This is a genomic window from Kitasatospora viridis (assembly GCF_007829815.1).
In the GTDB taxonomy this organism is placed as follows: Bacteria; Actinomycetota; Actinomycetes; order Streptomycetales; family Streptomycetaceae; genus Kitasatospora; species Kitasatospora viridis.
In genome coordinates this window covers 1-23,031 of record NZ_VIWT01000006.1, presented here as the reverse complement: position 1 = coordinate 23,031, position 23,031 = coordinate 1, and the positions used below count along the sequence as shown (strand labels likewise).

Sequence of the window (23,031 nt, the reverse complement as noted above, 5' to 3'; positions counted from 1 at the left end):
GGTTCGTGTACGGTGATGGACATTTGATGAGCACTCGGGTCAAGTCAGGTATTCCAGCGCTCGCTCGACGTTGGCCGCCTCCGTGGAGAGGCCCAGCTGCCGGAACCGACCCAGCGCCTCGTTCAGCCAGTCGGTGGCCCGATCGGTGCGGTGCAGCACCGCGCACGCCTCGCCGAGGGTCTCAAGCAGGAATCCTTCGAGCGTGCCCGAGGCCTGACGCGCCAGGGGTAGGAGTTCCTCGCCCAACCGGAGGGCGGTCCGCGCGCGCCCGGCCGCCAGGTGGACCCGGACGGCCAGGACGCCTGCGGCGACCTGGTACTCGGTCAGGCCCAGGCTGCGCGTCCGACGGCCCGCTTGCTCGGCTTCGGTGAGCGCCAGGGCCAGATCGCCGACCAGGTGGAGCACCCGGCCGAGGTGGATCCGGGCGAGCGCCTCGGCGCTGCTGAACTGCCCGGCCGTCAGCTCGGCGCCGCGTACGGCGGTGGCCCTGGCCTGGGCGTGGCGACCGGTCTGGGCCTGGCTGATGGCCATTTCGCCGAGCGACACACCCTCGGCCGCCCGGTCGCCGAGCTCGCGGTAGAGCGCGGCGGCCACGGTCATCACGTCGATCGCCTCCTCGTACTTCCGCAGCATCCGAGCGGTCGCGCCGCGCAGGTGCAGCACCCGCGCACGCAGCCTGTGCGGCTCCGGGCCGCCCTGGCAGAGCGGCAGCGCGCGGTCGAGTTCGGCTGCGGCCTGGGCGAAGCGGCCGGTGTGCCAGAGCATGCCGCCGCGCACCGAGCGCGCCATCGCCTCCGCCTCCCTCGCCCCTTCCGCCGCCTCGCCGGCACGCTCACCACGGTGCATGGCGGCGGTCGCGAGGTCAGCGGCGAGCTCGGCCACCGACGCCGCGTGGCTGCGGCCGAAGAGGAAGAGGGCCGAGCCCAGCGTATCCAGCAGGTCGGCGCTCTGAGTGAGCGACAGCTCGGGGTCACGGCAGGCCCGGCGGATCACCGCCTGGTGCAGGGTGCCCTGGGCCAGCATCCAGTGGTTGGCCTCTTCAGTGGTGCGGAAAGCCAGGCCCGGTCTGGCGGTCGTGGCCGAGACCGGCCTGCGCCGAGCGCGGTCGGGGGTGCGGGCCGAGGTCCCTTCGGCGTTTCGGGCGCTCGCCAGGCAGAAGTCGAGCAGCCGGGCGAACGCTGCGGTGACCGCCGCGGCGGTGTCCTGCCGGCCGCTCTGCTGGCGGGCGAACACCTTCACCAGGTCGTGGAAGGCGTACCGGTCGGCGGCGGGTGACTGCAGCAGGTTGAGGTCCACCAGCGACTCCAGTAGCGCGCGGGCCTCCTCGGCTCCGTGGTCGAGCAGGGCAGCGGCGGCGGCGAGCGCGATCTCGGGCACGTCGGGCACGGCGACCAGCCGCATGGCGCGTGCCTGTTCGGTGCTCAGCCGGGCGTAGGAGAGCGCGAGTACGGGCTCCACGGCGGTCTGGTGATGGGCGAGTTCGGCGAGCCTGATCCTCTCGTCGGCGAGATTCGCGGCGAGCCGGGCCAGCGGCTGCCCGGGATCGGCGGCCAGCCGGGAACCGGCCACCCGCACGGCCAGGGGCAGCAGACCGCAGGCCGCGGCGATCGTGGCGGCCGCCTGCGGCTCGGCCTCGACCCGGGCGCGTCCGACGATGACGGCCAGCAGGTCGATCGCTTCAGACAGTGGCATGGCGTCGAGGTGGAGGTGGTGGGCGCCGGGGAGCAGGCTCAGCCAGCCGCGGCTGGTGACCAGCACCGCACAGGTCCTGGCCCCCGGCAGCAGCGGGATCACCTGCGCGGCGTCGGACGCGTCGTCGAGCAGGAGCAGCAGCCGGCGTCCGGCTACCGTCGTGCGGTAGAGCGCGGCGCGCTCCACCGGGTCGGCGGGGACCGCCCGGTCCGGCACGCCGAGGGCGGTCAGCAGGGTGGCGAGCCCCTCGGCGGGGTCGAGTGGGTCGGCCTTGGTGCCGCGCAGGTCCAGCTGGAGCCGGCCGTCGGAGAAGTGGTCGCGCAGGGTGTGTGCGACGTTCAGGGCCAGCGTGGTCTTCCCGACCCCGCCCAGGCCGTTCACCGCCAGGACGACCACGGCGGGCGGGTCCGGTTGGGAGAGCAGGCCGGTCATCCTCGCCACCTCGGGTCGGCGGCCGGTGAAGTCCACGATGTCGGAAGTAAGCTGATGGAGCATCATGGGGGGAGCAGCTGCCGCGGCGGCTGCCGGCCGTTGGGGCGGGCTGCTGATCCGGGCCAGCAGGGCGTCCAGCTCCGCGCGACCCAATCCCTGGTAGTGGTAAAAGCGGCGGGCTTCGGCGTACACGGCCCGGGCTTCGGCCGCTTGGCCCGCCCGGCGGAGCGCCAGCATCAGCACTGCCCGCAACCGCTCGTGGTACGGGTGGGCGAAGACGGCCTCCGCCAGGTCGATGAGGCAGGAGGGGTTGTCGCCGAGCTCGACGTCCAGCCCCAGCTTGGTCTCCAGCGCCGTCACCTGGCGCTCGATCAGATGCCGGCGCAGTTCGTCGGCGTGACGTCCTGGCAGGCCCGCCAATGGTTCGCCCTGGTGCAGGGCGAGCGCTTGGGCCAACAGGTCCCGAGCCCGGGCGCGCTCGCCGGCTGCGCGGGCCAGGTCGGCCTGCGCGACCAGGAAGTCGAATACGCCGACGTCCACGCCCTGGACGGCCACGTCGAACCGGTAGCCGCCGTCGACCGTGACCAGCAGCCGCTCAGCACCGACCTTCCGGAGCTCCCGGCGCAGCCGGTAGGCGTGGGTGGCCAGAACGGACCTGGGCCGATTCGGTGGGCGGTTCTCCTCGAAGACCCCACCGGTGAGCGCGGCCGGCGTCAGCACCCGGCCCGGCTGGGCGAGCAGCATGGCGAGGAAGGCCTGCTGCTGCCGCCGCCCCAGGTCGAGGGGGTACCCGTCGTGCCAGCCGCCCAGCGGGCCCAACAGCCGGAAGTGCAGACCCGCCCCGCCGCCTGGCAGGCTGTCGGAGTGCTGTCGCCACCAAGCCGACACATCCGTCCTCGGGGACACGCTCCGACTCACCGTTCGTTCCTCTCCCTGCCGTCCCGGCCACTACCGCCCGGCCCGGGCACAGCTCGTCCGCTGCTCCGCACCCGCCGGGACCAGCGCGGAGATCGGCCAGGCCGGGCGGCGTACCAGCAGCTCGGCCGAGCAGCGCAGCGGCCCCGGCAGGTGATGGCAGGCGGCGGCCAGCGCTCGTGCCGACAACGGCTCACGGGCCAGCCGCTCCGGGCCGAGTACCCGGCCGAGCAGGAGCAGCGCCTCCTGCGAGGTCATCCGGTCGAGACTGACGCTGTGCTCCCCCGGTGGCCGGTTCCGGGGTCCACCCGGTCCATCGAGCGTGAGGAGAGCGGCGCAACCGGGTGCCGTCGGCAACAGCGAGCGGACCGGCTCCACAGCGGTGTCGCCGTCGAGGACGACCAGCACCCGCCGTCCGGTCAGCAACCGGTGGAACAGGACGCGGCGGTCGGCCGGGCTCACCGGCAACGCGCGCTCCTCGACGCCCAGCGCACGCAGGAACGCCGCCAGGATCCGGGGCGCCGCATCGCGGCCGGCACCACGCAGGTTCGCGTACAACTGCCCGTCCGGATAGGCGGCGCCGGCCCGGTGGGCGGCGTGCACCGCCAAGGTGCTCTTGCCGACCCCACGCGGTCCGATCACCGTGACCAGCGGTGCCGCGGGCCGGGCCGGGCCGGTCAGGGCCTCGGCGATCGCGGCCAACTGGGCCTGCCGACCGGTGAAGTCGGTCAGGTCGGGAGGAAGTTGGAACGGTCGCCGTACTTCCCGCATGACCACCGCCGGGCCCGCGCGGCCAGACAGTGCCAGATCCAGCTCCTGGCGGTCCCGCACGGCCGCCTCCCGCCGGGCAGCCAGCAGCCGGCGTTCGTGCGCCGCGAACGGCCCCGGCACATCGTCCAGTGCCCGGCCCCCGGACCACAGCGCCACCGCACTGGAGAGCAGGGACCGGGCACGCTCCGGCTGCCAGTTCCGGTGGGCGGCAGTGGCGGCGGCGAGCCCGGCCAGGAACGCTGTCCGGTCGGTGGCCTGCGGATCGACGTCCAGCCGGTACCCCTTGCCCACGTGCCGCAGGACGCTCGCGCCGGCCCGTCCGGGAGCCGCTCCGTCCAGTACCTTGCGGAGCCGGTACACGTGGCCGGGGAGGGCGACGAACCGGTCCGGCGCCTCGTCCTCCTCCTCGCCCCACACCCCGTCGATGATCTCTCCCACCGGCACGGGCCGTCCTGCGGCGACGAGCAGCACCGCGAGCACGGCTCGGTCCCGGGCCCGGTTGATCCGCAGCTCCCGACCCGCGTGCCAGGCCCGCAGCGGTCCCAGGACAGTGAAGTGCAGTTCCACCACTATCCCTCCAGCACACAGAGGACAACAGTTCGTCAGCATACCGATCCAGAGCGTGACTCGGCGGCAAGCCCCACACTCCCGGTCATTTACCCGATGGACCGCCGGTGCCGAGGGGCGCGGCACCGAGCCCGCACGCCGGATGCCGCGCGCGGGGACCGCTCGATGCGCTCCCGGAGAGCGAAGACCCGTGCGCCGGGGCGTACAGATGAGCGTGCTCGGGGTACGGCCCGGAGCGCTCCCGACCTCGACGCCTGACATGCCATCAGGCGACCGAACGGCTTCGGCTTCGAACCTCACCCGAGGGCCGAAGCCCTTCCGCCGGGGGCCGAGTGGTCCACCAGGAACCGCGCATCCGCGCCGTGTGCAGAGCAGCGTCGGCGGGTGGAGTCACGGTTGCGTCCAGAACCGTGCGCAGCTGCCCGGCCACGGAAGTCCGGGTCACTGGTCGACCGGCGGAACAACCGGGTACACCGCGGGCCTGCCAGACCTGGCGCCGGGCCAAGCCTCCCAGGACCGGCGCCGACATCGGCACCCGCAACTGTTCCCCGCATGCGCACACCCTTCCCACCGGCAGCGACCGGAGCGCCTTCGACCCTCCCCGATGAACCGTCAGAGAGTGTTCGAAAGTCTGGTTCGGCTCTGGCGCTGCCGCCCGGACGCTGAGAGTGTCCTTCTGCCCGGCTATCCGGGACCGGGCCGGTGGCCTTGCGGAGCGGTCCGCCAACGGCCACCGGCCTCAACGACTTAGAAGTCATCTCATTTGGGCGATTGAGTAGACTCCGGGCGTGCTGATCGTTGAGCGTCTGGTGCCAGACGAGCTGTGGGAGCTGTTCCAGTTGGTGGTGCCGGATGCTCCGGTACGCCCGCAGGGCGGTGGCCGGCGGCGCCACGGAGACCGCGAGGTGTTGGCAGCGATCGTGTTCGTCGCGACCTCGGGGTGCACCTGGGCCCAGTTGCCGCCCTGCTTCGGCCCCTCCGGGCCGACGGCTCACCGACGCTTCACCGAGTGGAGCAAGGCCAGAGTGTGGGCCAAGCTCCACCGGGGCGTCCTGGACGAACTCGGCTCGCGGGGCGAGCTGGACTGGTCGCGGTGCGCGGTCGACTCGGTGAACATGAGGGCCCTGAAAAGGGGGAACTGACAGGTCCGAATCCCGTTGATCGAGGCAAGTACGGGTCAAAGATCCATCTGCTCACCGAACTCACCGGTTTACCCCTGTCGCTCGCGATCTCCGGGGCCAACGTCCACGACAGCCAGGCCCTGATCCCGCTCACCGACGCCATCCCGCCGATCCGCTCCCGCCGCGGCCCCAGGCGACGCAGGCCCGGCAAACTGCATGGCGACAAAGCCTACGACCACCGCTTCATCCGTACCTACCTGCGACGACGTCAGATCCCGGCTCGCATCGCGCGCCGAGGCATCGACTCCTCACAGCGACTCGGCCAGCACCGCTGGGTGATCGAGCGCACCGTCGCCTGGCTCGGCGGCTTCCGCCGGCTCCACCGCCGCTACGAGCGCAAGGGCGACCACTTCACGGCCTTCGCCAGCATCGCCGCAGCCCTCATCTGCTATCGGCGTCTTGCCGGTTGATGTGTGCCTGAAGCAGTTGAAGGGCAGGAGTGTGGCCGTAGTGCGCGGCCATGGCCATCGACGTGCGTCCTGCGGGGTCGGCCAAGCACGGGTCAGCGCCGAACGCCAACAGCACAGCCGTGGTGTGCACCGTCAAGGGTTTGCCCGCTTGAAGGGCGCCATCCCCCTCGGCATCGATCGCATGAGTCAGGAGGGTCATCTCCCCGAAAACCTCGTCCGGGTTGCCGCAAGCAGCCAGCAAACGGGCCAGAGCCTCAGCGTCCTCGCGCTCCACGGCTTGATGCGCCGGGGTCCAATAGTCACTCACCAGAACATTCAATCCCAGCCGGGCTCAAGCGGAAGAGATGCCCTCAATCCCAAATGAGATGACTTCTTAGTGGGCATGGCGCCCGCCGCGACCCTGGGCAGCACACCGGCCGCGAGCAGCGAGGACTTCCCGACTCCCGACGGTCCGATGACGACCAGCGCGCCGCCCTCGCCGAGCCTCTTGTCCATCTGCGCGCACACGGTGGCGACCGCCTGGTCCCGGCCGAAGAACCAGTGGCTCTGCTCCGGCCCGAACGGCGTCATGCCCGGGTACGGGCAGAGCGCCTCGGCCCCCTCGCCGATGCCGACGCGGCGGACTCCCGGACCGTAGTGGATGTGCTGGTCGCCGCCCGCCACGAAGGCGTTCCCGCCGCCGGAGACGCGAACCAGCTGGTTCGGCGGGCCCGTTCGGGCCGGTCTGGCGGGTGGCTGCGGATCCTGCGGGTCGGTCACTTCTCCCCGCCGAGGTTGATGGTCTGGTCGCCGGCGGCCTGGAACACGCTGCCGCCGCCCGACACTTCGGCGCGCATGGTCACCGAGCCGCTCGCGTCCGGGGCACCGTGCGCCGGAGCTGCAACGGCCGCCGGGGCGGGCGCCGGGGTCGGCTCGGCCTCCGGGGCCGGGGCCGGCTCGGCCTTCACGTCCGGCTGGGCGCGCAAGGTGCCGTTCCCGGCGGGCGGCTGCACCGTCGGAGCCGCTCCCGGCAGCGCCAGCCGGGCGTCGAACCGGCGGCCGTGGCTGGTGAAGGAGAGCGGTCGGAAGTCCTGCTCGCGTGCGGCGCAGAGCCCTGGCCGCACCACGCCGTCGAACCAACTCTCCGACACGACCAGGGCCATGAGCGCCTCCGGAGCGGCGGCCAGGGCCTCCTTGACCAGCGGCGAGTCGGCCAGCCGGAAGGTCTGGTCCACCGCGTCACCGAGCCAGGAGCCCTGCGCCGTCCGGACCAGCTCGCCCGCGTGCAGCGCGATCCGCAGCCGCAGCCGGGCGAGTTCGGTGTGCTGCCGGGCCAGTCGGCCGAGCCGGCCCGGGAGTTGGTGCAGGCAGGCATCGGTGAGCGCGGTCTTCGCGCTGCCCGACGGCAGGACCACCAGGGCACCGTCGCCGCGCTCGTCGATGGTGCAGCTGCGGGGGTCCGTGCCGGCCTCGGCGAGCACGAAGCCGACGAGGTCGGCGGTGTCGCGTTGCAGGCGCAGGCGGACGTCCGCCGGGCGGCCGCTGGAGTTCTCGATGTCGACCACGAGGATCGGGTGATGGGCCGGGTGACTGTCCCGATCTGACACGGTGTCTCCTTGGTGTCGAACGGCTGGGACCACTAGGACCGCTGAGGCCACTAGGCAGTGTCCTGGCGATCAGTTGAGTCGTTGATACGACTATGGGGAGTAGGACTGATCTGACGGATGCCCAGTGGGAGCGTCTGGAGCCGTTGCTGCCGGTGAGCAACGGGCGTTGTGGCAGGTGGCGGGACCATCGCCAGGTCGTGAACGGGGTGCTGTACCGAATACGCACGGGCGTGCAGTGGCGTGATCTGCCGGAGCGGTACGGACCGTGGAAGACGGTGCAAGAGCGGCATCGTCGCTGGTCGGCGGATGGGACGTGGGAGAGGCTCCTGCGGCGGATCCAGGCCGAGGCGGACGCGGCCGGCGAGATCGACTGGGATGTCTCGGTCGACTCGACGTCCGTGCGCGCGCACCACCACGCCGCCGGTGCCCGGCACGCTCCGCCACCCGCCCTCAAAGGGGGCTCCGCGCAGATGGTCAAAGCCGCTCGGATTCGGGCGGAACTGATCGACCGGCTGGCGGAGGTGGTGCGGGAGGTGAGGCGCTCGGCCGCTCGCGCGGCGGGTTCACCACCAAGATCCACCTGAGCGCGGACGGCCGCTGCCGGGTGCTCTCGCTGGTCATCACGCCCGGGCAGTGCGCCGACTGCACCCAGTTCGAGCGTGTCATGGACGGGATCCGGGTACCGAGGCTGACCTGCGGCAGGCCGCGCACCAAGCCGGACAGCGTCAGCGCCGACAAGGGCTACAGCAACCGCCGAACCCGCCGCTACCTGCGCAGACGTGGAATCCGGCACGTCATCCCCGAGAAGCGCGACCAGGCCGCCAGTCGAGTCCGGCGCGCCGGGCCGGTGGCCGACCGCCCGGATTCGACAAGAACCGCTACAAGAAACGCAACACCGTCGAGCGGGCGATCAACAAGCTCAAGGCTTTCCGGGCGGTAGCGACCAGGTTCGAGAAGCGCGGCTACGTCTACCTTGGCACCGTCACCCTAGCCGCGCTGGTCATATGACTCCGCACATGATCGCCAGGACACGTCCTAAGGCCTGGGTCAGGCAGTCAAGGGTGGGTTTGCCGATCGCGTAGCGACGCCGAAGGCTCCCTTGACGGGCTGGCCCTGGCCGTACTCTAAATGGAATGGCGGCCCCTGCCCCTCGACGTAGTGACCTCTGCCAACCTAGGCGGACGAATCATCTGCCCTCGCGCGCGGAACAATAGAAAGCCCAGCCCGATAGCTAATCGGGCGCGGCAATATCGCGATCTCAGTCAGAAGTTTCGCGCATGGCCACTATTAATTTCTCCGATAAACATGCCCAACGAATCCTCGGAGAATTACAGTACTGACCCGTGGGGATTCTTACCGTCGCAAACCGGGATGATTGGCCCCGCACTGCAATCTACCTCGATACACTCAGAGTTAGCATTGCCATAGCCGGACTTGAACCAGCCCAGCCCTTCCGGATTAGGCATTCCAAAAACCCTTTTCCGCATCAGAAATAAAGCTTCTCGACTACTCATGGGCGCAGATTGCCCTGCGCGAGAAGCTGCATGAACTCTCGAAGCGACGACCAGACGCGAGAGGGCATTCACAAATTTAAGGCTGGCGGCTTTGAATAGCTATACACAAAGTGCATTCACCATCAAACCTAATCAGCATGGTAGCGACGCGCCAGGAAGCCTAGAATTGGACAACGGGATCCCTTCAGGAACCAGACATCCCGTTCTTAAACGCTGGAGGCCTGTGATTTTTATCACTGCCACGACGCATTGCATTCGAGTGGGTCGTGACCTGTGCTAGAAGGCAGCTCATGGTTCGAATCCATCCGAGAGGCAATGCACGGCGACCAGGGCCGCTTTGGCCCCCAAAACTTCACAGGAGGTCCAAGCATGACGCATATCAGGCTCTTACGAAGTAAGAGCGTTCGCTTGATTGCAACTCTGGCTACGGGGGCTGCGTTCGCCTCTTTCGCTGGGCATGCCTTTGCGGACACCGCGGCTGGGGATAATGCCGCCTATGCCGCCACCACGCAAGTCGGCTGCGGTTACAACTACGGAGGCACTTCCTGTGAGCCGGGTTACGACTCTTCGGGCTTGACCCAGTGGGCATGGGCGCAGGCGGGCTACTCTATCCCGCGCACCGTAGTTGAGCAGTGGTCAGCATTTCCGGGGGTCGCCCTGTCTGGTCTTCAGCCAGGCGACCTGGTGTTCTTTGACTGGTCTAACGACGGTCCTCGAGGAGTCGGAATCTTCGTCGGCAATGGTCAGATCGTTACGGCCGGAGATTTGGATAATGGAGTTGTGTCGGAAAATATTTCGAGCCTCGGTGATGAGGTTAGGGCGGATCGCCCAACGGGCTGAGCAGCCGCGACAGGCGACAATAAAAGTCGCTTGAGGTCCTTCAGTGACACCCTGGGCAACGTTCGCTCTGGTGGCTATCTGACGTAGGCGGACGTTGTCCGCATACAGGTTCCGCCAGATAGAACGAGGATTGCTGAGAGCGCTTGCTCTATGTAGGCACGCTGCTCCGCCAACGTGATGCCGGGGCAGTCCCATTCCGTGGCGACGTCAACTGGCTCGCCTCCACCGGTCTGCCTCCTGCGCTGCCAATCACTGCAGTCTTTAAGTAGCTTGCACTCTTCGGCCTCGTACTCAGCACGATCACTGTAATAGCGCTCGGTGCTGATCTGCCGCGCCTTGCGGGCCTTCTTGGCATCGGCGATGTCTTCCTGGCTCCGGGCCGGGTCCTCTTCGTACGGCCAGAGCCCCGGGTCGGCGACCGCCTTACGACGCTCGTTCTCTTCCTCATGCTTGGCAAGCACGAGCAGCTTGTCGGTTTCTGGACCGTTGATGCTGACTCCCCCGCACCCTCGGCTAGGAATTGTCCGGTCGATCATGTGACTATCGCCAGCCTTGCTCGTTGGTCCGGGCATGGGGCGGGGAGATCTCACGGATGCCGAGTGGGAACGGCTGCGGCCATTCCTGCCGGTCAGCAACAGGCGTTGTGGTCGGTGGCGGGACCATCGGCAGGTGATCGACGGGATTCTGCACCGGGTGCGGACCGGTGTGCACTGGCGTGACCTGCCCGAGCGCTTCGGTCCCTGGAAGACGGTCTACGAACGCCATCAACTGTGGTCGGCCGACGGGACATGGGAGCGCCTGCTCCAGCGGGTCCAGGCGGAAGCGGACGCCACTGACGACATCGACTGGGACATCTCAGTCGACTCCACCGTCGTCCGGGCCCACCAGCACGCGGCCGGCGCCCGCACCGACCCGCCACCAGCCCTCGGGCCAAAGGGGGCTGGATCAGGAGAACACCAGGACGAAACGCCGCAGCAGAGCCTCGTCGCCCGCCTGGCGGAGGTGGTGCTGGAGATGAAGGCCTGGGCTGCTCGCGGGGCGGGTTCACCACCAAGGTCCACCTGAGCGCGGACGGCCGCTGCCGCCCGCTGTCCCTGATCGTCACCGCGGGGCAGCGGGCGGACTGCACGCAGTTCGAGCCCGTGCTGGAGAAGATCCGCGTCCCACGGACCGGCTTGGGCCGGCCCCGCAAGACGCCCGACAGCCTGGCCGCCGACAAGGCCTACAGCAACGGGCCGTGCCGCGACTACCTGCGCAGGCGCGGCATCCGGCATACCATCCCGGAGAAGACCGACAGTCAGGCCGCCCGCCTGCGCAAGAGTTCACGCGGCGGGCGGCCGCCGGGCTTCGACGAGGAACGGTACAAGAAGCGGAACACCATCGAACGGGCCATCAACAGGCTCAAGCACGCCAGAGCCGTCGCCACCCGATACGACAAACGCGGATACGTCTACCTCGGCACCATCACCGCAGCAGCCCTCGTCATCTGGCTCCGCACATGATCGCCCGGACAGAACCTAGAACCACTGGGGCCGCTGGGACTTCGTGGGTCGGCGGTCGGCTCACCGGCCCTCGGTTTCCTGGGCGCGCCGGATCAGCGCCGGTAGGTCGTCGATCACCACCCGGCCGCGCCGGCCGTGCGCCATGCCGTGGCGGGCGAGGGCGGTGAGGGTTCGGCTCACCGTCTCGCGTGCCACGCCGGCGCAGCCGGCCAACTCGCTCTGGTCGACCGGCACGGTGACCGGTGCCGCCGGTCCGTCGTGTTCGGCGCAGCTCGCTCCCAGCCGGGCCAGCAGCCGGACGACCCGGTCGGACGCGGAGAACTCGCCGAGTTCGCCGATCCGGCCGTCGGACTCGCGCACCCGTCCGACGATGATCCGCAGGACGGCGAAGCAGAGCGCCGGGTCGGAGCGGAGCGTGTGCAGGAACCGATCGGCCGGAATCTCCCACGCCGATACGTCGGTGACCGCGACGGCCGTCCCGGACCGCGTTCCGCCGACGATGCAGGCGAACTCGCCCACCAGCTGGCCCGGTCCGCGGATGGCCAGGTGCTTGAACCCGCCGGCGGCGGACACCGAGGAGACTTTGACCACGCCGTGCGTCACCAGGAACACCTTGTCCGCCGAAGTCCCCTCAAGCGTCAGCACGTTGCCGTGGTCCAGGCTCGCCCGGCGCCCGCCGGCGCGGATCCGGCCGACCTCCGCTGCGGACAACCGCGGCTCGCCCGTCGAGAAGACCACCACTCACCCCCGTGAGGACACGCTCCGACAGCGGTTCGGCTCGTGGCGCGCGGCCATGGACCGGTGCACGGCTCAGGCTAAGTCTCGGCCAGGTCGCGTTGTGTGTCCACGGTCACGCAAGCACTCTCGGCAGCGGAGGATCTGGCCGGCGGAGATTGGCGGTTCCACCTCCAGACCTCCTTGGTTGCCCTACCGTGGAACGCAGTTGCACCACGGATACTGCAGTTGCGCCACAGATACCGGAGTGATCGGATGCCGAAGCACCTCGCGCGAGCCGTTCTGGAGAAGCTGCCATCCGATCGGCTGGCTCCCAACGAGCTCGCCGGCTTCGAGGCCAACGCGGCCGCGTGGGAAGCGCGGGTCTCCGGAGAGGTGCCCGACCGGGAAGGCGTCAACGGTTTCGGGTTCGACAGCATCACTCCCGAGGCGACCCAACTCGCCCTGCTGGTGGCGCAGACGGCGATGGGCGTCGTGGTCGAGAACGGCCTGCGCGCGACCTGGAAGCGACTTCGCAGGCGCCCGGAGCAGCCGACGCCCCTGACGGCAGCCCAGTTGCTTGAGGTCCGCTCCCGGGTCGTCTCGACGGTCCGGAGCGGCGGTGCGAGCGCGGACACGGCCACGGTGTACGCGGACGCGGTCGTGGAAGCGCTCAGGCAGGGCGAGGGCGGTGAAGAAGCGGACTGACGATGAGAACCCGGGCTCTGGCCGGCCTGATCGTGCTGTCCGCCTGGTACGTCGTCAGCTTGCTGACCGTCGGCGCGCTCCTGTGGTTCGACCTCCTGTGCCTGCGGTTCATCGGAGTGCTCGTCAACTCGGGCTTGGCGTACTGGGTCGTGTTCTACGCCATGCCGGCCTCCCTGGGCGTGGCCGTGCTGCTCGTGGGCAAGGTGGTGCGTTCCGTCCTGCCGCTGGCGCCGGTGCGCGAGGGTTCACTACCGGTCGACAGGGCGCAGGCTGCCGCGCTGTGGCACATGGTCGACGAACTGGTGGAACGGATCGGCGCCAGGCCGCCCTCCGAGATCCGCCTGCTCGTCGACGTGAGCGCGGCGATCGTCGAACGGACGGCCCTGCTGGGGCTCTTGGGCGGCAGGCGGGTCCTGTACATCGGCGCGCCGTTGATGATCACGCTCGACGCCGACGAGTTTCGCGCGGTGGTGGCCCATGAGCTCGCCCATGATGCCGCTCGGCACACCCGGTTCAGTGCGCTGACCGTTCGGGTCTCGCACGCCCTGGACACCACCGTGCGCGAGGCCCGGGCAGACCTGAGGACCAAGGGCTTGCTGCGCATGTACCAGTGGATCGCCCTCGCTCCCCTGCTGGTCTTCGCCGCGATCTACCGCGACACGGTGCTGCCGGCCCGCCGCGAGCACGAGTTCGCGGCCGACGACATGGCTGCGGAGGTCGTCGGCACGGAGGTGATGGTGCGAGCACTGCGTGGGTACCATGCCGCGAACCGTTCGTGGCACGACTTCACCGTGCGGCTCCTGCGACCCAACCTGGCTGCGGGAGTTGTCCCGGACGATCCGTTCGCGGCCTTCGCACACATCGTGGCCCAGCCCCACTACCGTGAGCGCCTGCACGCCTTTCGGGCGGGTCCGCTGCCCTTCCTGGGCAGTGGCGGGTTGAATCCGCACCCGAGTCCGCGCGAACGGGAGGAGCGTCTGCTCCGCGGCCGGCGGTCCGGCGCGCCGAGCGGCGCCGCACCCGCGCCGAAGCCGCTCGACGGCGCTGCGGAGTTGGCGGCGCTGATCGCCCGCACGCCGTGGGCGCGAACCGATGCACTCCCCGGCTCCGACCACAGCCGGATCACGCCCTGGCCGCAATGGCTCTCGTCGGTCGGGGAGTTCACGTCCGTCGGCGAGGCGGACCGACTGCTGCGCGCGGCCGCCCGCCTGACGCCCAGTGAGCAGCAGTGGAACGGGCTGACACTGCACTCCGTCCTCGTGTGCGTCGCAACCCGCTCCCACCAGCTGGTGCAGGAGTACGGCCGACTCTCCGGCCGTCGGTCGAGCGCGAGGGAGGGTGAACGCCGGCTGGCCGAAGCCGCTGCCGCGCTGGTCCAGCGGTGGCTCGTCGTGGGCGGACTGGCGTCCTGGCGCGTCGACTGGGGCGCCGCGGTGACGGCGGACTGCCCTGCGCTGGGGCAGGACGAGCTCGGCGCGCTGGTGCACGACGCGCTGTCGAGGGAGCCGGACGCCGCGGACAGCACAGAACTCCACCGCCGCCTTGAGGCGATGGGGCTGGACCTGGAGGCTGTGACCCGGCCGCTGCGCCCCTTCCCCGTCGAGGAAGCCCGCCGGACGTCGCGGGAGAAGCGAACGCCCCGTGAAGTTCGCAGCGCCCGCGCCGTCATGGTGGTGGGGACCGCGAGTCTCGTCATCGCCTCCTTCACCCACCTGTGACGCAGGTGCGCCGATCACCCGGCCGGCGGGCTGGGGGCGGCGATCGGGGCGGCGATCGCGGCGTGGAGCGCGCTGAGGACGGCGGCGGTGTAGGCGTAGAACGCGGGGGTTCGAAAGCGGGGGTCGCTGATCCGGTCGCGGCCGAGGTCGCCGTCCTTGACGAACTGTCGGCGCTGCCCCTGGCTGATCTCCAGCTGGACGCCTGCTCCCCGCTGGTCGCGGTTGGCGATGTTGCAGGGCTGGCGGCCGGCGAGGGCGGCGGGATTGCGGACCGCGACGGGGAAACCGCCGGCGCGAAGGGCCTCGGTCACCCACCGGACCGCATCGCTGTCCAGGCCGCCCACGTACGTGAGCGGTTCGACACCGGCCGCGCCGTGCCAGGACACCGTGTACCGCGCCGCCCCGACCAACGTGAGCGCCCGGGGGTCGTCGAAGTGCGTGGCCGTGACGTGGAGGTCACGCGGGTCCCCGTTTCCCACGGCCTCGAAGGAGTAGAACGAGCTGCCGGTCATCCTCGCGCTGTAGTCGGCGAGCTGGGTGGTGGGAGGCTCGATCCCGCCCCCGTGGATCGCCAGCTGCACCACCTCCGCTCCACCGCCGACGCCACGGCGCGCGGTGACCCGGTAGTCGGTTCCCTCCCGCTCGTGCGCGGCCAGATCGGCGAAGTCGGCGAACCGGTCCCCAGGCGCGGCCCCGGTGGGGGCGCAGTCGTCGGCCGCCGCCACGGCAGTGGCCGGCTGCACCAGGAGGACGAGCAAGGCCGACGCGATCGCGACTCGCACCTGTCGAGTGGTCAACCCGGGCTCCTCGGTTCACGGCACGCGGCGTGCCGGACCCACGTGCCCGGCGAGCTACCAGTGTCCGACCGGTCCGGCCCGAAACTGATCGACACTCCGCACGTGTGCCCGGCAGGCCGTACGCCGCCGTCCGCCACCGGGGTGAAGTCCCCCGAGGAGCACGGTTGACTGGGCCTCAGACCTTCAGCGCAGCCGCGATCGTGTCGGCGAGCGGGGTCGTCGGGCGGCCGATGAGCCGGGAGAGGTCACCGCTGCCGCCCTCCAGCAGGCCGCGCCTGATGCCGGCGACATCGACGTCGACGAGGACGTCGGCGAACGCCTCCGGCAGACCCGCACCGAGCAGGATCCCCTTGAGGGCCTCCGGTGGGACGTCGGCGTGGGCGACCGCCGTCCCGGACTGCCTGGACAGCTCGGCGGCGTACTCGGCCAGGGTCCAGGCCTGATCGCCGCTCAGCTCGTACGCCCGGTTCTCGTGGCCCTCGCCGGTGAGGACGGCGACCGCGGCGGCGGCGAAGTCCCGTCGGGCGGCCGAGCCGATCCTGCCCTCGCCGGCGCTGCCCACCACGCCGTGCTCCAGCTGGACCTGGATCTGGGCGGTGTAGTTCTCGGTGTACCAGCCGTTGCGCAGGAAGGTGTAGGGCAGACCGGAGTCGAGGATGGCCTGCTCGGTGGCCTTGTGCTCGTCCGCGAGCGCGAAGTCGGCTGCGGGGCCGCCCAGGATGCCGGTGTACGCGATCCGGGCCACGCCGGCCTCCTTGGCCGCACGGACGACAGCGGTGTGCTGCGCGACGCGCCGCCCGACCTCACTGCCGGAGATCAGCAGCACGACGTCGCCGGACCGGAAGGCGCCGGCCAGGCTCTCGGGCTCGCTGTAGTCCGCGAGGCGGAGCTCGACGCCACGATCGGCGATGTCGGAGGCCCTCCCCCTGTCACGTACGAGGGCGACGACCTGCTCGGCGGGGACCACGGCCAGTAGTTCGTCGATGACGAGACGGCCGAGCACTCCGGTTGCTCCGGTGACCACGATGCTCATGGGATGCGTTCTCCTGTCGGCGAGTGTGCGAATGCAGGACCGACGCTAGAGCCATCACTAACTTATAGATAGTACCCACTTTGAAGTAAGGTACTGATATGGGAGTAAGTGATGAGTCGACCGTATCCCCGACGCCGGCAGCCGACGTGAACGTGGCGAGCTGTCCCTCGCGCCTGATCCTGGAGCACGTCACCAGCCGGTGGGGCGTCCTGGTGCTGGCGGCGCTGACCGACGGCACCCGGCGCTTCAGCGAGCTCCGCCGCACCATCGGCGGGGTCAGCGAGAAGATGCTCGCCCAGACGCTGCAGACCCTGGAGCGGGACGGCTTCGTGCACCGCCTGGCACACCCGGTCATCCCCCCGCGCGTCGACTACTCCCTCACCCCGATCGGCGAGGAGGCCGCCCGCCAGGTGTGGTCGCTGGCCCGATGGGCGGAGAGCCACGTCACGGACGTCATGGCCGCGCAGGACGCGTACGAGAAGGCCAAGCAGGACCGGTAGCCGCGAGGCTCGGCGTCCCGGCCCACCCGCGTGCTGAGAGCGGCCGGGTCGCCGCTCTCAGCAGGGTTGGCTCAGCGGGGTGTCAGGCGGCCCCGCCGCGGTGGTCGAGGACGACGTCGCGGACGGCCAGGACCGCGTCGGGGGCCAGCTGGGCGAGGGCGGGCAGGGCGTGGTGCCACTCGTCGCCGAGCAGAACGTCCGTCAGCAGGCCCCGGGCGCGGGCCAGTCGGGTGTCGTCCGCCGGGGGCAGGGGTGCGAACGCCTCGATGCAGGCCCGGACCTGCGCGAGCCATCCGTCGGCCAGCAGCGGGGTCGTCAGGGCCGGCCCACGGAGCCCGCCGACGGTCATCGCCAGCGCGCACCTGGTGGCGGCCCGGTCAGCGGGGTTCTCCCAGACGTTGTCCGCCCACTCCTCGGCCTGCGCCCATTCCCCGTGGGCGGCATGTATGAGGGCCAGCGTCCCGAACAGCCGCGGCTCGTAGCTGCTCGCCCCGCGGCCGGACACGTACTCGTCGACACCCTCACGCAACAGGCGCGCACGCTGCGGGAAGTCACGCTGCAGGAGCAGTGCGGCCAGTGCCTGGTAGCTGGGATCGGACGCCCCCCAGTACACGGGGTGGGAGATCGGATCCTCGTCGGTGGCCTGCGCCAGCAGCTCCAGCAGGCGCCGCGTGCGCGGCGGGTCGAGCCGGCCCGCCATGGCGAGGAGGTCGACGCAGCAGGCGATCTTGACCTCGGGGTCCTCGGCTGCCCGGAGTTGGTGTTCGTAGCCGTCCAACAGGGCGCCGACCCGAATGGGATCGTGGGCCCCGAGCGCGGCGACGTACCCGCCGGCCGGCCAGGCCTCGCTTTCCGCCAGCAGGTCCAGGACCCGGGTCAGCCGCGCCGACGGCCCCAGGTGCGCCAGCGCCTCACCGGCCGTCAGCAGCGCCGTGGTGCGCGACTCCCAGTCGTACCGGTTGCTCTCGTCCTCGCCCTCCTGCCTGGCCTGGTCGGCGAATTCCCCGGCGGCCGGTCCGGCGCCGCGCTCGTGGCACCGGACCGCCAGCGCCGCGAGTGCCCAGGTCCGCTCGAACGGACCGGCGATCGACCGGGCTTCGCGGCCGGCGGCGGTGAAGTCTGCGCAGGCGGCGAGCGCGTCCGTCAGCGCCGCCAGCCGTCGGTCGGACAACCGGTCCTGATCACGGGAGGCCGCTTGGAAAGACGCTTGGAGCGCCTCCTCCGCGAGTCGCAGGGCCTGTTCCCGGTCCTGGGCGAGGGTGTGTTCGGCCATGGCGCAGAGCGCCCTGGCCCGTTGTCGGGGGTCCGGAATCCGCTCGGCCCAGCGGCCGGCTTCCGGGAGGTCCCCGGCCTCGGCGAAGGCGCGGCTGACCTCGGCGAGGACCTCTGCTGGCGCCTGGCCGGGCGCGAAGGCGTGCTCCACCACCGCCCGGGCCCGCTCTGGCACGCCCGAGTGGACCCAGCCCGGTGCGACGACCCCCCAGATCGACGCCCGCACGCGTGCCAGGTGGGAGGGGTCCGGGTCCTCCGCCCAGGGCGGCGCGTCGGCGGGATCCTCGTCGGCGGCGATCCGCCCCGCGAGCGCCTCGGCCTCGGCGACCTGCCCGCTGCGGGTCAGCGTGCTCAGGAAGGGCAGGATGCGATCGTCGTCGGACCTGGTCGGCGGCTGGAGCAGCGTCGCCGCATGCTCGGCCGCGGCCCGGGCCAGTCGGGCCGCGGCCGCCGGGTGGACCGGGAGGAGGTCGTCGGCTCCCCAGGCGAGGGCGGCGGCCGGGCTGTGCTGGCTGGGCGCTTGATCGAGGGCCAGGTCGACCTCCTGGTCGATGCGCTCCACCAGCTCCGCCGCGCGCGCCGGGTCGGCCTCGGCGTGGGCATCGGCCAGGGCCGCCAGGAGGCGGATCCGGGCGATCACCGGCCGGTCCTCGACCGCGGCCTCGACGAAGGCCAGCGCCCGCTCGGCAAGGCCCGGATCACGCGGGCGAAGGGCCTTGGCCACGGCGGCCAGCGACAGCGCGGTGGCGAAGTCCCGGCGCCGCAGCCTGACCCCGGGCACCACGTCGTCCCCCGCCTCCTCGTCCTCGTACTCGTACTCGCCCCAGGGGAACTCCTCCTCTGCTGCCGCCGCCACGAGCGCGACGGCCGCCGCGCCCTCGCCCGTGGTGGCCAGTGCCACGGCGCCGGCGGCGAGCAGGTCACGCCGGTAGAGAGCTTCGGACGGCGGGTCGTAGAGGCCGACGTCCGCGGCCACCCGCTGGACCTCGCGGACCAGCTCACCCACCCGCCCGTCGCCGGCTTCGGCCAGCACCTGCGCCACGCCGACCAGCGCGTCCAGCCGCCCCGGCCCGGTCATGCTGCGCGCCAGGCCCTCCGCGCGGCGCGGCTGCCCGAGGCGGGCGATCATGACGGGCACCTCGGGCGGCAGTGCGCTGTTGCGGCGGGACACCAGCCCGTGGGCGGCGGCGAGGGCCGCCAGCCTCGCCAGGTCCGGGGTGGCCTGACGGCTGATCAGCTGCCGCACCGCGGCGATCTCCGCGAGTGCCGGCTGGTCGCTGCCGGTCACCGCGCGCAGCCGGTCGTGGCGGCGCGGGTCGGTGGCGAGGTCGGTGGCCAGCGGCGCGTCCTGCTCGCCGACGGCCAGGCGGCCGTACTGGCGCAGCAGGTACCAGGGGCTGTCCGGCGGCCAGCCGGCGGCGCGGTAGCGCTGGGCCCAGGCGTGGATCCGCTCGCGGTAGGGCGCGAGGTCCGGCCCGAAGGCGTCGAGGGCGGCGGCGAACAGCGTCTCGTGCGCGAACAGGTAGCCGCGCACGAGGGAGTCGCCGGCCGGCTCGCCGCGTTCGCGCAGGATCCGGCCGAACGGGCTGTCCAGCCGCCCGCGCACCACGAACTGCTCACGCCCCGTCAGTTCGCGCAGGTCGGCGAGGGTGAGGGTGCCGCGGGCGGCGGTCAGCAGGCCGAGGATCTCGCGGTCCAGGGTGTCGCCGGCCAGCGCCTGGCCGAGTTCGTAGCGCGCGTCGTGCTCGATGCCGAGGGCGGCGGGGGTGGCGACGAGCCGGGTGACCGGGCAGTGCCGCAGCGGGTGGCCGCCGGGGAGGTCGGCGGGAACGCCGGGGCGGGGGCGGCTGGTGACCAGGACGCGGAGGTTCGCGGGCGGGCGCTCGGGGAGCAGCGCGGCGATGCTGGACCGTTCGGACCGGTCCTCGTCGAGGCCGTCGACGACGAGCAGCAGGGTGGCGCCGTCGCGGGCCAGGCGGGCCGCCGCGTCGCGGAGCAGTTGGCGGCGCTGCTGGTCGCGGTTGGCGGGCGTGCCGTCCGGCTCGGGGTCCCGGCCGGCGATCTCGGCGAGTTGACGGATCAGCTGCTCGGTGAAGTCGGCGCTGTCGGCCTGGCCGGCCTGCCGGGAGGTGACGAAGTAGCAGACCGGGACGACGCCCGGCGGCGGGTGCAGCGCGAACCAGGCGGCGAGCGTGGTCTTGCCGGCCCAGGGCGGGCCCTGGAGCCAGCGGTACGGTTCGGCGCCGGCGCAGAAGTCGAGGAGGTCGGCGAGTTCGGCGCTCCGGTCGTCGAGGTGGTCCGGGACCAGGTCGTGGAGCAGGGCGCGCAGGCCGGCGGCCGGTCGGCCCGCCGCTGCCGTGCGGCTCGCCTCGGGCAGTTGCGGCGGGTCGATCGTGGTGCCCAGGAGCCCGGTGAGTGCGTCGAGTTCGCTCGCGCTGAGCTTCTCGGCCCAGCGGTCCACCCGGCTGGCGGCGAGCCGCCCCGGGCCGTCGTTCACCTGGTGCTGGCGGACGACTCCGACGAGGAGTCCGCCGCTCAGGACGGCGGCGCCGGACATGCCCTCCCACGGGGAGCCGTCCGCCCCGGCGGCGGGGGCTGCCACTCGCAGTTCGAGGGTGCCTTCGCGGCGGTTGGTGAGCGGGGAGCAGATCGCCCGGATGTGTTCCAGGTCGCGGTAGCGGGAGTTGTCGGGGTCCTTGCGGAGCTTGAAGTAGGGGAAGCCCGCCGCGCTGCAGTACAGGGGTGCGTCGTGCTCGCCGATCCGGCCGTAGGACACCGTGGCGGCACTGCCGGCGGGCTCGGCGAGCGTCAGCACCGCGAGGTCGATGCCCGGGTGGGCGAAGGCCGTCCGGGCCTCGATCGTCCGCTCGCCGGGGCGGTCGGAGTCGAACCGCACCTCGACCCGGGCGGCGTGCGCGACGACGTGCGCGGCCGTGAGGACCGTCGCGGGGGCCACCAGGTAGCCCGAGCCGCGCCGGCGAGGGCCACTGGTGAACTCGACGATGACCTCGGCGACCCGTTCGATCTGCAGGCCCGTCCCCTGGAGCCCGGTCATCATCTGAAGCTCCGTCATCTGAAGCCCCGTCATCTAAAGCCCTGTCACCCCTTGCCTAGCGCTCCCCGTCCACCTCGTTGCCGGAGATCAGCACCGGCATCCGGGTGTCGCCGGAGACCAGGGTGGGCTGCAGGGTGAGGGTGATCTTCTGGGTCCGGGTGTGCGTCGACTTGCCGTCGGCGCCCGCCTCGGCGATCCAGAAGCGCACCTTGCCGTTCGCGCCGGCCGCCTTCTCCACGGCCACGGTCGTCTCGATCTCGACCGGGCCGAGCTCGAAGCGCACCGCCTGCCCGTCGCCGCCCGCGATCGCGGCATTGAGCTCGCCCCGCAGTGCCGCGATCATCTCGGCCAACTCGATCACGCGTCCCCCTCGTTCATCCGCATGCCCCGACGGGGATCCTATCGGGGAGGGCGCCCTCTCCCGGCCGGTGGGGCCAGGGTGCTGGAAGCGGCCGGGGCCGAGGAGGCGGTGGCGATCGACAGGCCGGTGATGACGAGGTTGTGGTAGACCTTGCGGACCGGGTTGGCGAAGAGCAGCGGCAGGGCGAGGACGGCGTAGAACGGAGCGGGAAGACTCCGAGTGCCGGGGCGGGCGGGGCAGTGGCCCGCACCCGACCCGGCGCTCTGGTGACGGCGGGTCAGCCGAGGAGTTCCTCCCGCAGGCGGCGGGCGGCGCCGACCAGGCTCTCCAGCGAGGCGCGGGTCTCGGTCCAGCCGCGGGTCTTCAGCCCGCAGTCCGGGTTGACCCAGAGCCGCTCGGCCGGGATCGCCGCGAGGCCGGTCCGCAGCAGCTCGACGGCCTCCTCGGTGCTCGGCACGCGCGGCGAGTGGATGTCCCAGACGCCCGGGCCGACCTCGCGCGGGTAGCCCGCGTCGGCGAGCTCACCGGCGACCTGCATGTGCGAGCGGGTGGCCTCCAGCGAGATCACGTCGGCGTCGAGCTCCTCGATCGCCGTCATGATCGCGCCGAACTCCGCGTAGCACATGTGGGTGTGGATCTGGGTGTCCGCGCGCACGCCCGAGGTGGCCAGCCGGAACGCCGTCGTGGCCCAGTCCAGGTAGGCCGGGCGGCCGGCGGCGCGCAGCGGCAGGGTCTCGCGCAGCGCGGGCTCGTCGACCTGGACGACGGACGCGCCGGCGGCCTCCAGGTCGGTCACCTCGTCGCGCAGGGCCAGCGCCACCTGGCGGGCGGTCTCGGCGAGCGGCTGGTCGTCGCGGACGAAGGACCAGGCGAGCATGGTGACCGGGCCGGTGAGCATGCCCTTGACCGGACGGTCCGTCAGGCCCTGGGCGTAGCGGAACCAGTCGACGGTCATCGGGTGCGGGCGGGAGATGTCGCCGGCCAGCACCGGCGGGCGCACGTACCGGGTGCCGTAGGACTGCACCCACCCGTGCCGGGTAGCCAGGTAGCCGGTGAGCTGCTCGGCGAAGTACTGCACCATGTCGTTGCGCTCGGGTTCGCCGTGCACCAGCACGTCCAGGCCCGCCTTCTCCTGGAAGGCGATCACCTCCCGGACCTCGGCCGCCATCCGCTCCCGGTACCCCTCGGCGTCGATCCGACCAGCCGTCAGATCAGCTCGGGCCAACCGCAGTTCGGAGGTCTGCGGGAAGGAACCGATCGTGGTGGTCGGCAGCAGCGGCAGACCGAGCCGGGCCCGCTGGGCCTCGGCCCGCTCGGGGTAGGCCTGCGGGCGACGGGCATCGGCCTCGGTCACGGCGCCGGTGCGGGCGCGCACGGCCGGGTCGCGGGTGATCGGCGAGCCGGCGCGGGAGGCCAGGTCGGCCCGGTTCGCGGCCAGGTCGGCGGTGATCGCCCCGGTGCCC

19 protein-coding genes and 1 pseudogene are annotated in these 23,031 nt (G+C 71.6%); 7 read left to right on the top strand and 13 right to left on the bottom strand.

The window, feature by feature from the left end; genetic code table 11:
• Positions 1-39: 39 nt before the first annotated feature.
• Both FHX73_RS39330 and FHX73_RS39325 read right to left on the bottom strand, forming a co-directional pair.
• Positions 40-2,943, bottom strand: a complete 2,904-nt coding sequence (locus FHX73_RS39330) for an AfsR/SARP family transcriptional regulator (protein ID WP_170305288.1) — start codon at positions 2,941-2,943, stop codon at positions 40-42.
• Positions 2,944-3,072: 129 nt separating this feature from the next.
• Positions 3,073-4,377 (bottom strand): AfsR/SARP family transcriptional regulator, encoded by a 1,305-nt coding sequence (locus tag FHX73_RS39325; protein ID WP_170305287.1) that lies wholly within the window; start codon positions 4,375-4,377, stop codon positions 3,073-3,075.
• A 794-nt stretch (positions 4,378-5,171) separates the two neighbouring features.
• Between FHX73_RS39325 and FHX73_RS39320 the strand changes: the two genes are divergently transcribed.
• A protein-coding gene (locus FHX73_RS39320; RefSeq protein ID WP_425461486.1) for an IS5 family transposase occupies positions 5,172-5,968 on the top strand; the annotation gives its coding sequence in 2 pieces (ribosomal slippage) (positions 5,172-5,504 and positions 5,507-5,968; 795 coding nt in all).
• On the opposite strand, the gene FHX73_RS39315 is transcribed toward FHX73_RS39320, so the two are convergent.
• Genes FHX73_RS39315 through FHX73_RS39305 form a run of 3 tightly spaced genes read right to left on the bottom strand, consistent with a single transcriptional unit; the run spans position 5,940 to position 7,554 of the window.
• The gene (locus tag FHX73_RS39315) at positions 5,940-6,275 is read right to left on the bottom strand and encodes an ankyrin repeat domain-containing protein (RefSeq protein WP_145910866.1); all 336 of its coding nucleotides are present in this window, start codon (positions 6,273-6,275) and stop codon (positions 5,940-5,942) included. The two genes, FHX73_RS39320 and FHX73_RS39315, sit on opposite strands and share 29 nt — an antisense overlap.
• A gap of 8 nt (positions 6,276-6,283) precedes the next feature.
• The gene (locus FHX73_RS39310; RefSeq protein ID WP_145910865.1) at positions 6,284-6,727 is read right to left on the bottom strand and encodes an ATP-binding protein; all 444 of its coding nucleotides are present in this window, start codon (positions 6,725-6,727) and stop codon (positions 6,284-6,286) included.
• Positions 6,724-7,554, bottom strand: a complete 831-nt coding sequence (locus FHX73_RS39305) for a nucleotidyl cyclase domain-containing protein (protein ID WP_145910864.1) — start codon at positions 7,552-7,554, stop codon at positions 6,724-6,726. The genes FHX73_RS39310 and FHX73_RS39305 overlap by 4 nt, the downstream gene beginning before the upstream one ends.
• Before the next feature lie 92 nt (positions 7,555-7,646).
• On the opposite strand from FHX73_RS39305, the pseudogene FHX73_RS39300 reads away from it, so the two are divergent.
• Positions 7,647-8,562 (top strand): annotated as a pseudogene (locus FHX73_RS39300) (IS5 family transposase).
• 320 nt (positions 8,563-8,882) lie between these two features.
• On the opposite strand, the gene FHX73_RS47740 reads toward FHX73_RS39300, so the two are convergent.
• Positions 8,883-9,020, bottom strand: a complete 138-nt coding sequence (locus tag FHX73_RS47740; protein WP_425461485.1) for a DUF397 domain-containing protein — start codon at positions 9,018-9,020, stop codon at positions 8,883-8,885.
• Positions 9,021-9,383: 363 nt separating this feature from the next.
• Between FHX73_RS47740 and FHX73_RS47735 the strand changes: the two genes are divergently transcribed.
• Complete coding sequence (locus FHX73_RS47735) at positions 9,384-9,908, top strand: C40 family peptidase (protein WP_145910862.1); 525 nt, start codon at positions 9,384-9,386, stop codon at positions 9,906-9,908.
• A gap of 74 nt (positions 9,909-9,982) precedes the next feature.
• On the opposite strand, the gene FHX73_RS39285 is transcribed toward FHX73_RS47735, so the two are convergent.
• Positions 9,983-10,444, bottom strand: a complete 462-nt coding sequence (locus FHX73_RS39285) for a hypothetical protein (RefSeq protein WP_145910861.1) — start codon at positions 10,442-10,444, stop codon at positions 9,983-9,985.
• Between the two features lie 34 nt (positions 10,445-10,478).
• On the opposite strand from FHX73_RS39285, the gene FHX73_RS39280 reads away from it, so the two are divergent.
• Positions 10,479-11,410 (top strand): IS5 family transposase gene (locus FHX73_RS39280; RefSeq protein ID WP_425461484.1). Its coding sequence is split into 2 segments (ribosomal slippage): positions 10,479-10,875 and positions 10,875-11,410, totalling 933 coding nucleotides; the frame shifts between segments, so codons are not numbered across the junction.
• 60 nt (positions 11,411-11,470) lie between these two features.
• Here the strand turns inward: FHX73_RS39280 and FHX73_RS39275 are convergent.
• On the bottom strand, positions 11,471-12,121 hold the full coding sequence (locus tag FHX73_RS39275; protein WP_170305285.1) for a Crp/Fnr family transcriptional regulator: 651 nt from the start codon (positions 12,119-12,121) through the stop codon (positions 11,471-11,473).
• Positions 12,122-12,400: 279 nt separating this feature from the next.
• Here FHX73_RS39275 and FHX73_RS39270 point away from each other — a divergent pair, with 279 nt between their 5' ends.
• Positions 12,401-12,832, top strand: a complete 432-nt coding sequence (locus FHX73_RS39270; protein WP_145910859.1) for a hypothetical protein — start codon at positions 12,401-12,403, stop codon at positions 12,830-12,832.
• A gap of 2 nt (positions 12,833-12,834) precedes the next feature.
• Positions 12,835-14,550 (top strand): M48 family metallopeptidase, encoded by a 1,716-nt coding sequence (locus tag FHX73_RS39265; protein WP_145910858.1) that lies wholly within the window; start codon positions 12,835-12,837, stop codon positions 14,548-14,550.
• 14 nt (positions 14,551-14,564) lie between these two features.
• Here the strand turns inward: FHX73_RS39265 and FHX73_RS39260 are convergent, their stop codons facing one another.
• Both FHX73_RS39260 and FHX73_RS39255 read right to left on the bottom strand, forming a co-directional pair.
• Positions 14,565-15,347: a poly-gamma-glutamate hydrolase family protein gene (locus FHX73_RS39260; RefSeq protein WP_145910857.1), complete on the bottom strand. Its 783-nt coding sequence runs from the start codon at positions 15,345-15,347 to the stop codon at positions 14,565-14,567.
• Positions 15,348-15,522: 175 nt separating this feature from the next.
• Complete coding sequence (locus tag FHX73_RS39255; RefSeq protein WP_145910856.1) at positions 15,523-16,380, bottom strand: SDR family oxidoreductase; 858 nt, start codon at positions 16,378-16,380, stop codon at positions 15,523-15,525.
• Positions 16,381-16,478: 98 nt separating this feature from the next.
• On the opposite strand from FHX73_RS39255, the gene FHX73_RS39250 reads away from it, so the two are divergent.
• Entirely contained in the window at positions 16,479-16,880 is a 402-nt protein-coding gene (locus tag FHX73_RS39250; protein WP_145910855.1) for a winged helix-turn-helix transcriptional regulator, read from the top strand.
• Between the two features lie 82 nt (positions 16,881-16,962).
• On the opposite strand, the gene FHX73_RS39245 is transcribed toward FHX73_RS39250, so the two are convergent.
• The 3 genes from FHX73_RS39245 to metE all read right to left on the bottom strand — a co-directional run.
• Positions 16,963-21,225 carry a trypsin-like peptidase domain-containing protein gene (locus FHX73_RS39245; protein WP_170305284.1) on the bottom strand — a complete coding sequence of 1,421 codons (4,263 nt, stop codon included), beginning with the start codon at positions 21,223-21,225 and terminating at the stop codon, positions 16,963-16,965.
• Positions 21,226-21,262: 37 nt separating this feature from the next.
• Positions 21,263-21,568, bottom strand: coding sequence for a trypco2 family protein (locus FHX73_RS39240; protein WP_145910853.1), 306 nt, complete (start codon positions 21,566-21,568; stop codon positions 21,263-21,265).
• Positions 21,569-21,845: 277 nt separating this feature from the next.
• Positions 21,846-23,031: 5-methyltetrahydropteroyltriglutamate--homocysteine S-methyltransferase (gene metE / locus FHX73_RS39235; RefSeq protein WP_145910852.1), on the bottom strand; the 1,186-nt coding region annotated here is incomplete at its 5' end.